11 protein-coding genes and 1 pseudogene are annotated in these 14,211 nt (G+C 64.1%); 5 read left to right on the forward strand and 7 right to left on the reverse strand.

Features of this window, described 5'->3' with window-relative positions:
* Positions 1-33 precede the first annotated feature (33 nt).
* A complete protein-coding gene (locus tag OH705_RS14625; RefSeq protein ID WP_416383579.1) occupies positions 34-3,267 on the forward strand; it encodes a transporter substrate-binding domain-containing protein in 3,234 nt (1,077 codons plus the stop codon).
* On the opposite strand, the gene OH705_RS14630 is transcribed toward OH705_RS14625, so the two are convergent.
* The gene (locus OH705_RS14630; protein WP_023630061.1) at positions 3,195-3,347 is read right to left on the reverse strand and encodes a DUF3309 family protein; all 153 of its coding nucleotides are present in this window, start codon (positions 3,345-3,347) and stop codon (positions 3,195-3,197) included. The genes OH705_RS14625 and OH705_RS14630 overlap by 73 nt on opposite strands.
* Positions 3,348-3,558: 211 nt before the next feature.
* Here OH705_RS14630 and OH705_RS14635 point away from each other — a divergent pair, with 211 nt between their 5' ends.
* On the forward strand, positions 3,559-4,371 hold the full coding sequence (locus tag OH705_RS14635) for an SDR family oxidoreductase (RefSeq protein ID WP_094011842.1): 813 nt from the start codon (positions 3,559-3,561) through the stop codon (positions 4,369-4,371).
* Positions 4,372-4,499: 128 nt separating this feature from the next.
* Complete coding sequence (locus OH705_RS14640; RefSeq protein ID WP_023630059.1) at positions 4,500-4,685, forward strand: carbon storage regulator; 186 nt, start codon at positions 4,500-4,502, stop codon at positions 4,683-4,685.
* A gap of 7 nt (positions 4,686-4,692) precedes the next feature.
* Here OH705_RS14640 and OH705_RS14645 read toward each other — a convergent pair whose 3' ends face one another.
* The 6 genes from OH705_RS14645 to speB form a co-directional block, all read right to left on the reverse strand.
* Positions 4,693-4,920, reverse strand: a complete 228-nt coding sequence (locus OH705_RS14645; RefSeq protein WP_023630058.1) for a YheU family protein — start codon at positions 4,918-4,920, stop codon at positions 4,693-4,695.
* Between the two features lie 128 nt (positions 4,921-5,048).
* On the reverse strand, positions 5,049-6,233 hold the full coding sequence (locus tag OH705_RS14650; protein WP_267302423.1) for an osmoprotectant NAGGN system M42 family peptidase: 1,185 nt from the start codon (positions 6,231-6,233) through the stop codon (positions 5,049-5,051).
* A gap of 90 nt (positions 6,234-6,323) precedes the next feature.
* The gene (gene ngg, locus OH705_RS14655; RefSeq protein WP_023630056.1) at positions 6,324-8,069 is read right to left on the reverse strand and encodes an N-acetylglutaminylglutamine synthetase; all 1,746 of its coding nucleotides are present in this window, start codon (positions 8,067-8,069) and stop codon (positions 6,324-6,326) included.
* Positions 8,070-8,072: 3 nt separating this feature from the next.
* Positions 8,073-9,860, reverse strand: coding sequence for an N-acetylglutaminylglutamine amidotransferase (locus OH705_RS14660; protein ID WP_160290646.1), 1,788 nt, complete (start codon positions 9,858-9,860; stop codon positions 8,073-8,075).
* Positions 9,861-10,057: 197 nt separating this feature from the next.
* Positions 10,058-11,437 (reverse strand): sodium:solute symporter, encoded by a 1,380-nt coding sequence (locus OH705_RS14665; protein WP_267302424.1) that lies wholly within the window; start codon positions 11,435-11,437, stop codon positions 10,058-10,060.
* A gap of 201 nt (positions 11,438-11,638) precedes the next feature.
* Positions 11,639-12,589 carry an agmatinase gene (gene speB, locus OH705_RS14670; protein ID WP_046854594.1) on the reverse strand — a complete coding sequence of 317 codons (951 nt, stop codon included), beginning with the start codon at positions 12,587-12,589 and terminating at the stop codon, positions 11,639-11,641.
* 224 nt (positions 12,590-12,813) lie between these two features.
* On the opposite strand from speB, the gene OH705_RS14675 reads away from it, so the two are divergent.
* Both OH705_RS14675 and OH705_RS29315 read left to right on the forward strand, forming a co-directional pair.
* A complete protein-coding gene (locus tag OH705_RS14675) occupies positions 12,814-13,707 on the forward strand; it encodes a LysR family transcriptional regulator (RefSeq protein ID WP_267302425.1) in 894 nt (297 codons plus the stop codon).
* A 146-nt stretch (positions 13,708-13,853) separates the two neighbouring features.
* A pseudogene (locus OH705_RS29315) lies at positions 13,854-14,156 on the forward strand (PAS domain-containing protein); the annotation flags it as partial.
* Between the last annotated feature and the right edge of the window lie 55 nt (positions 14,157-14,211).

Raw genomic sequence — 14,211 nt, forward strand, 5'->3', positions numbered from 1 at the left:
GGGGGGCTGAGCTACCTGCCAACTTGCGGGGCCGTGCAATTGCATGCACGTCCCGCCCCACAGACGCCGCCGCCGGCCCTGGATAACGAGGAACTGCGTTGGCTGTGGGAGCACCGCGAGTTGCGCCTGGGCGTGATCGCCCGTGACAATCCACCGTTCGACATGCTTACCACAGGGCAGGCCTACGAGGGCATCACCGCCGACTACGTCGGGCTGCTGGCGAGCCAACTGCGCCTCGAAGTGCAGTTGCAGGTGTTTGCATCGTTCGCCGAGGCGGCAGCTGCCCTGCGCCAAGGCAGTATCGACCTGCTCGGGTCCGTCAGCCCACAGCAGGCGCTTGAGGCAGGTTTGCATCTGTCTGCGCCCTATGCTCAGGATCGCCCCTTGCTGGTCGCCCCGCAGCAGCATGCGCGGGAACGAGTCAGCAGGGGCGCCAGCTTCAGGTTGGCGCTGGTCGACGGATACCGCCCGCGTGAACAGGTTCAGGCGTTGTACCCCTTGGCCGAAATCCAGCTTCATCCCTCGCCGTTCAGTGCCTTGGCGGCCCTCGCCTTGGGTGACGCCGACCTTTATCTGGGCAGCACGCTGGGGAGCCGTTATCTCCTGGGCCGCAACCAATGGAACGGTGCCGAGGAAATTGGCCATGCGGCCCTGGCCCGCCAGGCTGTCGGTTTTGCCATGGCCCGGGACAACAAGGCGTTGATCGGCCTGGTGGATCGGGTACTGGACGGCCTTGGTGATCAGCATGCGGATATTCACGAGCGTTGGCACGCCCGACCTGCTGCCGTGCACAGGTCGCCAGGCATCCCGCTGAGCGATGCCGAGCGGCACTGGCTAGCCGAAAACCCACGCATCAAGGTCCTGGTGAATGAACAGGCGATGCCGCTGAGCTATCGCGATGGTAAAGGGCAACTGCAAGGGCTGAGCCTCGATCTGTTGCAATTGCTTGGTCGGCGAACGGGCTTGGAGTTTCAGGTCGAGGCAGGTGGTACTACGGCACAGATGGTCGAGCAGGTGCGTATGGGAAAGGCACAACTGATTGCCGGCCTGCCCTACAGCCCGGCGCGTGGAGAGCGCCTGGGATTCAGTCGAGGCTATCTGAGCTCTGCGTATGTACTGGTGATGCAGGGGCACGCCGACCGGCCAGCTGAGCTGGCCCAGCTGAACGGGCGGCGGCTGGCACTGGAGGAGGGCAGCTTGGCGCAGGTGTTGCTGGCCCAGGCGTATCCGAGGGTCGTGCAGTCACCGGTCAGTGGCGCATTGGAGGCGGTACACGCGGTGGCCGCCGGGAGGGTCGCGGCAGCCGTTTTGCCCCTCGACCAGGCCCGCTTGCTGGTCGCGCGCTGGTACCCGGGGCGGCTGCGGATCAGCAGTCTGGCCTTGCCTGCGGCGCATTTCGCGTTCGCCAGCAGCCCGGGGACGGTTCATCTCCAGAGCATCCTTGACAAGGCAATGCTCGACCTTGCCCCACGCGAAATCGATGCGTTGGTCCGGCGCTGGCGCAGTCCGCTGATCGTTGCCGCCAGTGCCTGGCAGCGGTACCGGCCTCACCTGCTGCTGGGATTTCTCGGCGCTTTTGTCGCATTGGTGGTGGCGCTGCTGTGGATCCGCTACCTACGCCGTCTGCAGGTGCAGCTGCGGCGGGCCAAGCAAGGGGCCGAGGCAGCAAGCCACGCCAAGACGCATTTTCTGGCAGCCATGAGCCATGAAATCCGTACGCCGTTGCATGCCCTTCTGGGCATGCTGGAGCTTGCCCAGCGCAAGGCGGGCCAGGGCGTGCTCGATCACTTGGCCATCGAGGTGGCCGCTGACGCTGCCCGGGGACTCCAGGAGCTGATCGGCGATATCCTCGATGTAACCCGTATCGAGGCGGGCGAGTTGCAGTTGACGCCGGCAGTGGCATGCCTGCGCCAACAGGTGTCGCAGGTTATCCAGTGGTTCGACCACCAGGCCCGTGGCAAGGGATTGCGGCTCGATCTGACTGTTGAGGGAGAAGTTGACCGCCCGGTGCTGCTTGACCCGGTGCGCTTTCGGCAGGTGTTGGCGAACCTGTTGAGTAATGCGATCAAGTTCACCCCGCAGGGGCGGGTACAGGTGAGTGTCTGTGCTCAGTCCCGCAGCGATCGCCTGGTGGTACGCCTGATCGTCGAGGACACCGGTATCGGCATTGCCAAGGCCGAATTGGCCGAGCTGGGCCAGCCCTTTCGCCAGGCCAGCAACCAGTCCCAGTCCCCGCGCTGCAGTACCGGGCTTGGCTTGGGCATCTGCCGCAGCTTGTGCCAGATGATGGGCGGTGACTTGCAGTTGAACAGCGAGCTGGGCAGGGGCACCCAGGCGCAAATTCACCTGGAGCTGCCAATTCCCCCACTGGATCCGTCAGCGACCGTGGTTGAGCCATGCAGTGATGCCCCTTCGGATGCTGTACCGCTGCGCGTGCTGGTGGTGGACGACTATCCGGCGAATCGATTGCTGTTGGCTCAGCAACTCGACTACCTAGGGCATCAGGCGCGGGTTGCCGAAGATGGAGCGCAGGCTCTACGGCTGTGGTTGAACGAGCACTTCGATGTCGTCATCAGCGATTGCAGCATGCCGCGGCTCGACGGTTATGGTTTGGCCAAGGCGATTCGTCTGCATGAGCGACGCAAGGGCCGGACAGCGTGTCGGTTGGTCGGGCTCACCGCCAGCGCGTTGGCGGACGAACGACGGCGATGCCGTGCGGCAGGCATGGATGATTGCCTATTCAAACCCCTAGGCTTGCAGGCGCTGATTGGCGCCCTGGGCGGTAGTGTTGCGCAGCAGGGCAAGCGTCTGGGGGCTCAGTGCGCGGACAAGGCGGTGTTCGATTTCGAGCATTTGCGACAGTTGGCGGACAATGATCAGGGCGCGCTGGAGGCGGTGCTCGCCGACCTGCGTCGCAGCAACCGTGATGATCTCGCCCGCCTGGCAGATTCAGCCGAGGACCCAATGGCTCTGGCGGTCTTGGCGCACCGGGTCAAGGGCGGCGCACGCATCTTGCGCGCGGTTGACCTTATCAACGCCTGCGAGCGGCTCGAAGGCAGTTGTGCCCGCGAGCCCTTGGATCTTGAACGACTGCGCCGAGATGCTCAGGCCTTGCATGCGGTGATGCAAGACCTGGAGCGCTATCTGGCCAGTTTCACTCAGGACTCAGGGATGAGTCTCATGCCAGACCGGGTTCATATCCTGCCAAGCAACAAGAGGATCAACAGGACCACCAGTACCACCCCGATAATGCCGGACGGGCCGTAACCCCAAGCGCGGGAGTGAGGGAAAACCGGTAAGCCGCCGATCAGCAGCAGGATCAGGATGATGATGAGTATCGTGGTCATGGCGAAGTCCTTGCGTTATGGAAGGGCTGGGGCATAGCGGTAGCCGCTTAATGTTTCCGACCGGTGCCCTTGGATAAAAATTCAATCCACCTGCCTGGCGATTTAATGGCCTGCCGCCCGATGGCGCCGTATTCAGCAGTTTGATGCCGTACCGGCAGCCGTGGAGTTGTGGCTAGACTCCAGCCATTCCCACTGTTCAAGGCGCTGCACCATGCACAACCGAATGATGATCACTGGCGCCGGCTCCGGCCTTGGCCGCGAGATTGCCCTGCGCTGGGCCCGGGAGGGCTGGCATTTGGCCCTGGCAGACGTCAATGAGGCGGGGCTGCGCGAGACCCTGGCCTTGGTGCGCCAGGCGGGTGGCGACGGCTTCACCCAACGCTGCGACGTGCGCGATTACAGCCAGCTTACCGCCCTGGCCCAGGCTTGCGAGGAGAAGTTCGGTGGGGTCGATGTGATCGTCAACAATGCCGGAGTGGCCTCTGGTGGCTTTTTCGCCGAGCTGTCCCTGGAGGACTGGGACTGGCAGATCGCGGTCAACCTGATGGGCGTGGTCAAGGGCTGCAAGGCGTTCCTGCCACAGCTCGAGCGCAGCCGCGGGCGAATCATCAACATTGCCTCGATGGCGGCGCTGATGCAGGGGCCGGGCATGAGCAACTACAACGTGGCCAAGGCCGGCGTATTGGCGCTCTCTGAGAGCCTGCTGGTGGAGCTGCGTCAGGTGGAGGTAGCGGTGCATGTGGTGTGCCCGTCTTTCTTCCAGACCAACTTGCTCGATTCGTTCCGTGGGCCAGATCCGGCGATGAAGGCGCAAGTGGGCAGGCTATTGGAAGGCTCGCCGATCAATGCGGCCGATATCGCCGAGTACATCCATGCTCGGGTGGCTGCTGGAGAGTTTCTGATCCTTCCCCATGAAGCCGGGCGACAGGCCTGGAAACTCAAGTGTCAGGCGCCTCAGCGGCTATACGATGACATGGCGGACATGGCGGTCAAGATGCGGGCAAAGTCGCGTAAAGCTAACTAATCAGAGAGTTTCTGTAGGTTTTCTTTACCTTCACAAGTAGGAAATGTCTATTTCTGCGACGAAGGATTGAGTAGGCGAAAGCTGGCGAGGCAGTCTCCGATTTTCCCTTGAGCGAGAGGCAACGGAGCATGCTGGTTATCGGACGCGAAGTGGGCGAAGTCATCGTCATTGACGGCGGCATCAGGATTCAGGTGATGTCGGTGGAGAACGGCCAGGTGCGCTTCGGCATCTGCGCTCCTCGAGATGTTGAGGTGCATCGGATAGAAGTCTACAAACGTATCAAGGCCCTGGAGCTGCAGAAGCAGCGGGCCTGACGGGCCGTTACTCCAGCAGTTCTCGCGGCACTTCATGCCGGGCCAGCAACTGGCATTGCTGGCTTTCCAGGTCGAACAAGATGAACGCCTGCCCTTTGGCCAGTGCCTGGCGTACCCGAAGCACCCGTGTTTCCAGCGGTGTGTCGTCGCCATTGTCGGTGCCGTCGCGGGTGACGAAATCCTCTATCAGGCGCGTCAGGGTTTCGCTTTCGAGTTGGTCGTGGGGAATCAGCATGGGATTGCGCAGTGGTGAAGGGAATGAGCACATGCTACGTGAAATCATCTGTCATGCGCAGTCGATTGGCGTAGGAGGTCTGTGTAGGAGCGGCGCAGCGTCGCTCCTACAGATTGTGCACATCGCTATCAGCCCTTGTTGCCCACCAAGCTGTCCACCGCCGGCACCCTGGTGTCGCTTTCCATCTGCGCATCGTGCTCCAGCTGGTGGCTGAAGCGCTCCAATGAAGCGTTGGCTGGCTGTGAATCGCTGGCGAACACCGGCGGGCTCAGCAGGTAGGCACCGAGCAGCCGGCTGAGGGCCGCCAGACTGTCGATATGGGTGCGCTCATAGCCGTGAGTGGCGTCGCAGCCGAACGCCACCAGGGCGGTGCGGATATCGTGCCCGGCGGTCACTGCTGAGTGGGCGTCGCTGAAGTAATAGCGAAACAGGTCGCGGCGCACGGGCAGATCGCGGTCACCGGCCAGTTTCAGCAGGTGGCGCGACAGGTGGTAGTCGTAAGGTCCGGACGAGTCTTGCATGGCCACGCTCACCGCGTGCTCGCTGGACGCCTGTCCCGGTGCCACCGGCGCGATGTCGATACCGACAAACTCGCTGACGTCCCACGGCAGGGCAGCCGCGGCCCCCGAGCCGGTTTCCTCGGTGATGGTGAACAACGGGTGGCAGTCGATCAGCGGTTGCTGGCCGCATTCCACCACGGCCTTGAGCGCTGCCAGCAACGCCGCCACGCCGGCTTTGTCGTCCAGGTGACGTGCACTGATATGGCCGCTTTCGGTGAACTCAGGCAAGGGGTCGAAGGCGACGGAGTCACCGATGGCGATGCCCAGTGCTTCACAATCGGCGCGGGTGGTGCAGTATGCGTCCAGGCGCACCTCCACATGCTCCCAACTGATCGGCATCTGGTCGATGGCGGTGTTGAAGGCGTGACCGCTGGCCATCAATGGCAGTACGCTGCCGCGGTACACGCCCGTGTCGGTGAACACGCTGACCCGGCTGCCCTCGGCAAAGCGGCTCGACCAGCAGCCCACCGGTGCCAAGGCCAGGCGGCCATTGTCCTGTAACTGGCGAACGCTGGCGCCGATGGTGTCCAGATGCGCCGAAACGGCACGGTCGGGCGAGCTCTGGCGGCCCTTCAGCGTGGCGCGAATGGTACCGCGACGTGTCAGCTCGTAGGGGATGTCCAGTTCATCCAGGCGCTCTGCGACGTAGCGCACGATGGTGTCGGTGAAACCGGTGGGGCTGGGGATGGCGAGCATTTCCAGCAGAACGCGTTTGAGGTATTCGAGGTCAGGTTCGGGGTGTTTCTCAGGCATCAGGATTACTCCTTTGTTTCGAGGGCCTCATCGCGGGGCAAGCCCGCTCCCACGCGATTGCGTGGGAGCGGGCTTGCCCCGCGATGGATTTCAGGCCAAAGCCCGGCTATGCGGGAACAACAAGTCGACGAAGCGCTCGGCCGTCGGTTGCGGTTCATGATTGGCAAGCCCGGCGCGCTCGTTGGCTTCGATGATCACATAGTCCGGGTGCTCGGCATCGCGGACCATGAAGTCCAGGCCGACCACTGGGATCTCCAGGGCGCGGGCGGCGCGCACGGCGGCATCGGCCAGCACCGGGTGCAGGCGCTCGGTGACATCCTCCAGGGTGCCACCGGTATGCAAGTTGGCGGTGCGACGCACGGCCAGGCGTTGCCCGGCGGGCAGGATGTCGTCGTAACCCAGGCCCTCTCCTTTGAGCGTACGTTCGGTCTCGTCATCCAGCGCAATACGGCTCTCCCCGCCCGTGGCGGCCTGGCGCCTGCGGCTCTGCGCTTCGATCAGGGCACGGATGCTGTGCTTGCCGTCGCCGATAACGTGAGCCGGATGGCGAATCGCCGCGGCCACCACTTCGAAGCCAATCACCACCACGCGCAGGTCGTAGCCGGCATGGAAGCTTTCCAGCAGTACACGGTTGTCAAAGCGCCTGGCCTGTTCCACGGCGTTGCTGACTTCCTCGATCGTCGTGAGGTTGACCGCCACCCCTTGGCCCTGCTCGCCATCAACCGGCTTGACCACAACAGCGCCATGCTCTTCGAGAAACGACAGGTTTTCGTCGGCGTTGCCCGCCAATTGCTGCGCCGGCACCTGCAGGCCGGCATTGTGCAGGGCGCGCTGGGTCAGGCGCTTGTCCTGGCACAGCGTCATGGTCACCGCGCTAGTCAGGTCGCTCAATGATTCGCGACAGCGGATCCGCCGCCCACCCAGGCTGAGAGTGAACAGGCCGCTGGCGGCATCATCGACCTGCACCTCTATGCCACGTCGCAGCGCTTCGTCGACGATGATCCGCGCATAGGGGTTGAGCGTCGCCTCGGGGCCGGGGCCGAGGAACAGTTGCTGATTGATGCCGTTCTTGCGCTTGATGGCGAAGGTCGGCAGGTTGCGGAAACCGAGCTTCTTGTATAGGCGCTTGGCCTGGCGGTTGTCGTGCAGCACCGAAAGGTCGAGGCAGGCCAGGCCGCGGCTCATGAAGTGCTCAATGAGGTGGCGCACCAGCACTTCGCCGACGCCGGGACGCGTGCACTGAGGATCCACCGCCAGGCACCACAGGCTGCAGCCGTGTTCAGGATCATCGAAAGCCTTGCTGTGGTCCAGGCCCATGACACTGCCAATCACTGCTTGGCTGTCCTCGTCCTCGGCCAGCCAATACACCGGTCCGCCGAGTTCTCGTGGGGTCAGCAGCTCGGGGTCGACCGGCAGCATGCCGCGGGCCTGGTACAACGTGTTGATCGCCTGCCAGTCCGCTGGCCCCTGCGCCCTGCGGATGCGAAAACCACGGAACACCCGCTGTGCAGGGCGATAGTCGGTGAACCAAAGGCGCAAGGTATCGGAAGGGTCGAGGAACAACTGCTGCGGCGCCTGGGCCAGTACCTGTTGAGGCGCCGCGACATACAGGGCGATGTCGCGCTCGCCCGCCTGCTCCTGCAGCAGGTCTTCAGCCAGGCTGAGCGGATCGGGGTAGGTATGCCCGATCAAGAGCCGTCCCCAGCCACAGTGCAGCGCCCGTGGCCTGTCGTGAGGCTCGCTGCCATCACCGGCCAGGCGTGCCTGCAGACGCTCGTAGGATGGCGCCTGGCCGCGCAGCAAGCGCTGGCCGTAGGCGATCTCATGGGCTTTCATCGGTCAGATTCCTTGTTCGCTGAGCCACAGGTTCAGGGCCGCCAGTTGCCACAGCTTGGAGCCGCGCAGGGGCGTAAGCTGGCCGTGTGGGTTACTCAGCAGGCGGTCGAGCATGGCCGGATCGAACAGGCCGCGATCCTGGCTTGGGTCGGTCAGCAGCTCGCGTACCCAGCCCAGGGTGGCACCTTCCAGGTGTTTGAGGCCGGGTACGGGGAAGTAGCCCTTCTTGCGGTCGATCACCTCGTGGGGGATGACCCGGCGCGCCGCCTGCTTGAGCACCTGCTTGCCGCCGTCAGGCAGCTTGAAGCGCGCCGGGATGCGCGCCGACAGCTCTACCAGGCGATAGTCGAGGAACGGCGTGCGCGCTTCCAGGCCCCAGGCCATGGTCATGTTGTCGACCCGCTTGACCGGGTCGTCCACCAGCATCACCGTGCTGTCCAGACGCAGCGCCTTGTCCACCGCGTCCGCCGCGCCGGGGCGGGCGAAGTGCTCGCGGACGAAGTCGCCGGCCGCGTCGTTATCCAGCCGCCAAGGCGCCTGCACGGTGTCGCGGTACTCGGCATGGCTGCGGTCGAAGAAGGCCTTGCGATAGGCCGCGAAGGCATCTTCGGCGCCATCGACCTGCGGGTACCAATGGTAGCCGGCGAAGAGTTCGTCGGCGCCTTGGCCGCTCTGCACGCCTTTGCAATGCTTGGCCACTTCCCGGGACAGCAGGTAGAAGGCGATGCAGTCGTGGCTGACCATCGGTTCGCTCATGGCGCGGAATGCCGCCGGCAGTTGCTCGATGATCTCGTGCTCGGCGATGCGCAATTGGTGGTGGCGCGTGCCGTAGTGCCGGGCGATCAGGTCGGAGTACTGGAACTCGTCGCCGCGTTCGCCGCCGGCATCCTCGAAACCGATGGAAAAGGTCGACAGGTCGTCCACCCCGGCCTCGCGCAACAGGCCGACCAGCAGGCTGGAGTCGACACCGCCGGACAGCAGCACGCCGACATCCACCGCCGCGCGCTGACGGATGGCCACGGCGTCGCGGGTGGCGTCGAGCACGCGGCTGGTCCAGCCTTCCAGGTCGAGATCGCGTTCGTCCGGGTTCGGGCCGTAATGCAGCTGCCACCAGGTCTGGCGCTCGACTTCACCATGGCGGTCGACGCGCATCCAGGTGCCGGGCTCGAGCTTCTGCACATTGGCCAGCAGGGTGCGCGGCGCGGGCACCACGGCGTGGAAGTTCAGGTAGTGGTTGAGCGCGACCGGGTCGATCACCGGGTCGATATCGCCGCCCTTGAGCAGCGCCGGCAAGGTCGAAGCGAAGCGCAGGCGCTCGCCGTTTCGCGACAGGTACAGAGGTTTGACGCCCAGGCGGTCGCGGGCCAGGAACAGGCGCTGGTTGTCGCGCTCCCAGATGGCCAGGGCGAACATGCCGTTGAGTTTGGGAAGCAGTGCCGCGCCCCAGGCGTGGTAGCCCTTGAGCAGCACTTCGGTGTCGCCATCCGACCAGAAGCGGTAGCCCAGGTCCTGCAGTTCCTGGCGCAGCTCGGGGAAGTTGTAGATCGCGCCATTGAAAGCCAAGGCCAGGCCCAAGTCATTGTCGACCATGGGTTGTGCCGAGCCGTCGGATAAATCCATGATCTTCAGGCGCCGATGGCCAAGGGCGATCGAGCCCTGGCTATGGAAACCCCAGGCATCGGGGCCACGGGGCGCCAGGTGGTGGGTGATGCGCTCCACCGCGGCGAGGTCCGCCGGGCGAGGCGCTTGGTCGATGGGGGTGAAACGTAACTCTCCTGCTAATCCGCACATAAGTCCTTACCGGTTTTGCCGTTGGGGAGGGTGTGCCGCGAAGGCGGGCACTTAGGTAGTGACCGGGGCAGGATGTGAGAGTTTTAGATCGATCTGTTATATAGGGCGAGTGGTCGCCGGTTTCGCGAGTAGGACTTTCGCCGACAAGGTGCTTCTGTGCATTGAAGCTACCTTGCCGACAATGAGGTTGGAAAATGTCAGGCCAGGTTCACCGTTGCCACCGGCTTGCGTGATGCCAGGCTGACCAGCACGAAGCTCAGCAGGCCGACGCCCAGGCTGTAGTAGATCGGCGAATTGGCATCCAGGCCGTCCTTGAACATGAAGAGCAACGCGGTGGCGAAGCCCAGCGTCATACTGGCGATGGCGCCGGAGGTGGTCGCGCGTTTCCAGAAGATCGCCCCCATCAGCGGGATCAGCATGCCGCCCACCAGCAGGTTGTAGGCCAGGGTCAGGGCGCTGATCACATCGTTCACCGCCAGGGCGATGCCCAGCACCACCAGGCCGGTGAGCAGGGTGAAGAGGCGGTTGATGCTCAGGCTCGACTGCTTGCCGCCACGTAGTTTCGGCAGCAGGTCTTCGGTCAGGGTGGTGGAGGCGGCCAGCAGGCCGGCGCTAGCGGTGGACATCATCGCGGCCAGGGCGGCGGCCATCAGCAGGCCACGGATGCCCTCGGGCAGTTGGCCCTTGATCATCTCGGCGAAGGCGTTGTTCGGGTTGGCAAGGTCCGGCATCAGCACGTGGGCGGCCATGCCGATCAGTGCGCAGGCCAGGCCGTATAGCACGCAGTAGACACCGGCGGTGGTGCCGGCGCGCTGGCAGACCTTCTCGTCACGGGCGGTGAACACGCGCTGCCAGATGTCCTGGCCGATCAGGATGCCGAAGAAGTAGATCAGGAAGTAGGTAATGATGGTGTCCCAACCGATGGTGGTCCAGCTGAAGCTGGCCGCCGGCAGCTTGGCCACCAGGGCATCCCAGCCGCCGGCCTTGTACAGGCACACCGGCAGCAGGATGAACATCAGGCCCACGGTCTTGATCACGAACTGGACGATGTCGGTCAGGGTCAGCGACCACATGCCGCCGATGGTCGAGTACACCACCACCACGCCGCCGCCGAACAGCAGGGCCATCCAGAAGGGCACGTCGAGCAGGACCTGCAGCACTGTGCCCATGGCCAGGGTCGAGGTCACCGCGATCATCAGTGCGTAGGCGAGCATGATCGCCGCGCTGGCCTGGCGGGCCATCGGGTTGTAGCGGCGCTCCAGCACCTGGGTGACGGTGAAGATCTTCAGGCGCAGCAGCGGCTTGGCCAGGAACAGGTTGAGGGCGATGATCCCCAGGCCCAGGGCGGCGCACAGCCAGAAGCCGGAGATGCCGTGCACATAGCCCAGGCGCACTGTGCCGACGGTGGAAGCGCCGCCGAGCACGGTGGTGGCCATGGTGCCCATGTACAGCGTCGGGCCGAGGTTGCGCCCGGCCACCAGGTAGTCTTCGTGAGTCTTCGCGCGCCGCATGCCGTACCAGCCAAGCGCGAGCATGCCGGCGGCATAGATCAGTACAACGATGATGTCCAAGGCCATTGGGGGGCTCCCGATTATCTTTATTATGGCGAGATCGGCCGTCCGGACGGTGCAAGGCGCCCGGCGGTTCTGTCTTGTGTTGGCGGGCCTCTATGGCCCTCCCGAATGGCTCCTGCCGGGGTGTTTCTATGCTGGTGTCGTGACGTCTTCATCGCTGGCAAGCCAGCTCCCACAGGAAACCGGTTTGCCAGCGATGAGGTATCAGCGGCGTACCACCCCTGGCAGCACGCAGAGCATTTCGAACAGCAGGTTGGCACCCAGCAACGAGGTGTTGCCGGTGGTGTCGTAGGGTGGGGAAACCTCGACCAGGTCGCAGCCGATCAGGTCCAGGCCGTGGCAGCCGCGGATGATCTCCATCGCCTGGATGGTGGTCAAGCCGCCGATCTCCGGGGTGCCGGTGCCGGGCGCCCAGGCCGGGTCGATGCCGTCGATGTCGAACGACAGGTAAACCGGGCCGCCACCGACTTTCTCGCGCACTTCGGCCATCAGCGGCGCCAGCGACTTGTGCCAGCACTCCTCGGCCTGCACCACGCGAAAGCCCTGGCGGCGGCTCCAGTTGAAGTCGTCGGCGGTATAGCCCTGGGCGCGCAGGCCGATCTGCACCACGCGGTCGCAATCGAGCAGGCCTTCTTCCACGGCGCGGCGGAAGGTGGTGCCGTGGGCGATCTTCTCGCCGAACATGTGGTCGTTGACGTCGGCGTGGGCATCGATGTGGACCAGGCCGATCTTGCCGTGCTTCTTGTGCAGGGCACGCAGGATCGGCAGGGTGATGGTGTGGTCGCCGCCCAGGGTCAGCGGGATGACATTGTGCTCGACGATTTCGTCGTAGGCCTCTTCGATGATGCGCACGGCGTCGAGCAGGTTGAAGGTGTTGATCGCCACGTCACCGATGTCGGCCACCGACAGCGAGTCGAACGGGGCGGCGCCGGTGGCCATGTTGTAGGGGCGGATCATCACCGACTCGGCGCGGATCTGCCGCGGGCCGAAGCGGGTGCCGGAACGCAGCGAGGTGCCGATGTCCAGCGGCACGCCGATGAACGCGGCGTCCAGGCCTTCGGCGCTTTGCAGGTGGGGCAGGCGAAGCATGGTGGCGATGCCGCCGAAACGCGGCATTTCGTTGCCGCCCAGTGGTTGGTGGAGAATCTTGTCCACGGTGGGCCTCATCAGTCGGTCGATTGTTCTGTTTGTTCGAACCTGTGCCGCCGCGCGCCTGGATCATCTGGTCATGCTGGCGGGCAGGGACATTTCGCCGCAGTCTGCGCAAGGTAGTGGTCGGGAAGAATCGCTACCGACAAATACTTACTTCAGGATTCTCTGAACTATCGGCCGGCAACCGAGTTAGACTCTGGCGATTTCCACCCTGCGGACCCTGCGCCATGGTTTCATCGCTGCCCGACCTGAAACTGCTGCGCATCTTCGCCAGCGTGGTGCGCCACCAGGGGTTCGCCAACGCCCAGCGTGACCTCAACCTGTCGACCTCGGCGATCAGCACCTACATGAGCCAGCTGGAAAGCGCCCTGGGCATCGTGCTCTGCCACCGTGGCCGGGGCGGCTTCAGCCTGACCAGCAAGGGCGAGCTGTTCCACCAGGAGACCTTGCGCCTGCTCGGTGAGCTGGACGGTTTCGAACAGTACGCCGCGGCGCTCAAGGGCGAGCTGCGCGGCACCCTCAACCTGGGGGTGATCGACTCCACCGTTGGCGACAGTGCCCTGCCGCTGGCCGAGGCCATCGGCGCCTACAGCCAGGAACACCCGGCGGTGCACCTGCATTTGTCGGTCTCGAGCCCCTACGAACTGCAACTGGGGGTGCAGGACAACCGCCTGGACCTGGCCATCGGCGCGTTCTCCTCGCGCATGAGCGGGCTGGTCTACCAGCCGCTGTACCGCGAGCAGCACTGGCTGTATTGCAGCAGTCGTCACGCGCTGTTCGGCGAGCGGCGCATTCCTGAGCCGGTGATCACCCAGCAGCGCATGGTCGGACGGGGCTACTGGAGTCAGGCCGAGCTGGCCAGGCATGGTTTCAAGCACAGCGCGGCCACCGTGGAGAGCATGGAGGCGCAGTTGATCCTCATTCTATCCGGCGCCTACATCGGCTACCTGCCCGAGCACTACGCCCAGGCCTGGGTCGACAAGGGCGACCTGCGCGTGCTGTCGCCGGCCACGTTCGGCTACCAGGCACCGTTTTCCCTGATCATCCGCCGTGGCCGCAGCCGGGAATCGTTGATCCAGACCTTCCGCGACCTGCTCAAGAGCCAGCTCAATGTAGGGTGAGGCCTGTCGCGTTGTGAACATTCCGTCAGGGCGGGCGAATTTTCTACAAAACTTGACCGCTGGCATGCTGGCCTTCTGCTAAATATCTACTTGCTTTGATGATTTTCCCACTCATCTGGATAAGCAAGGGATCGCCAACGATGCGCATGAATTTGCCCGTCACCGAGCACGAAAGAACCTTTCCCCAAGACCAGCGGCTGATCTCCACCACCGACCTGAACAGTCGCATTACCTATTGCAACGACGCATTCGTGGCCATCAGCGGCTTCACCTACGACGAACTGGTCGGCCAGCCACACAACCTGGTGCGTCATCCCGACATGCCGCCGGCGGTCTTCGGGCATATGTGGGACACCATCAAGCAAGGCAAACCGTGGATGGGCGTGGTCAAGAATCGCGCCAAGAATGGCGATTTCTACTGGGTCAGCGCCTACGTCACGGCGGTGTACGAGAACGGCCGCATCAGTGGCTACGAATCGGTGCGCTCGGTGCCGAGCCGGGAGC

It is taken from the genome of Pseudomonas sp. BJa3 (assembly GCF_026343815.1).
In the GTDB taxonomy this organism is placed as follows: Bacteria; Pseudomonadota; Gammaproteobacteria; order Pseudomonadales; family Pseudomonadaceae; genus Aquipseudomonas; species Aquipseudomonas soli.

What these genes read in the sequence shown, in the direction of transcription:
- OH705_RS14630 (WP_023630061.1), bottom strand. Translation starts at nt 3,347, where the DNA reads ATGACCACGATACTCATCATCATCCTGATCCTGCTGCTGATCGGCGGC.
- OH705_RS14635 (WP_094011842.1), top strand. Translation starts at nt 3,559, where the DNA reads ATGCACAACCGAATGATGATCACTGGCGCCGGCTCCGGCCTTGGCCGC.
- OH705_RS14640 (WP_023630059.1), top strand. Translation starts at nt 4,500, where the DNA reads ATGCTGGTTATCGGACGCGAAGTGGGCGAAGTCATCGTCATTGACGGC.
- OH705_RS14645 (WP_023630058.1), bottom strand. Translation starts at nt 4,920, where the DNA reads ATGCTGATTCCCCACGACCAACTCGAAAGCGAAACCCTGACGCGCCTG.
- OH705_RS14650 (WP_267302423.1), bottom strand. Translation starts at nt 6,233, where the DNA reads ATGCCTGAGAAACACCCCGAACCTGACCTCGAATACCTCAAACGCGTT.
- ngg (WP_023630056.1), bottom strand. Translation starts at nt 8,069, where the DNA reads ATGAAAGCCCATGAGATCGCCTACGGCCAGCGCTTGCTGCGCGGCCAG.
- OH705_RS14660 (WP_160290646.1), bottom strand. Translation starts at nt 9,860, where the DNA reads ATGTGCGGATTAGCAGGAGAGTTACGTTTCACCCCCATCGACCAAGCG.
- OH705_RS14665 (WP_267302424.1), bottom strand. Translation starts at nt 11,437, where the DNA reads ATGGCCTTGGACATCATCGTTGTACTGATCTATGCCGCCGGCATGCTC.
- OH705_RS14675 (WP_267302425.1), top strand. Translation starts at nt 12,814, where the DNA reads ATGGTTTCATCGCTGCCCGACCTGAAACTGCTGCGCATCTTCGCCAGC.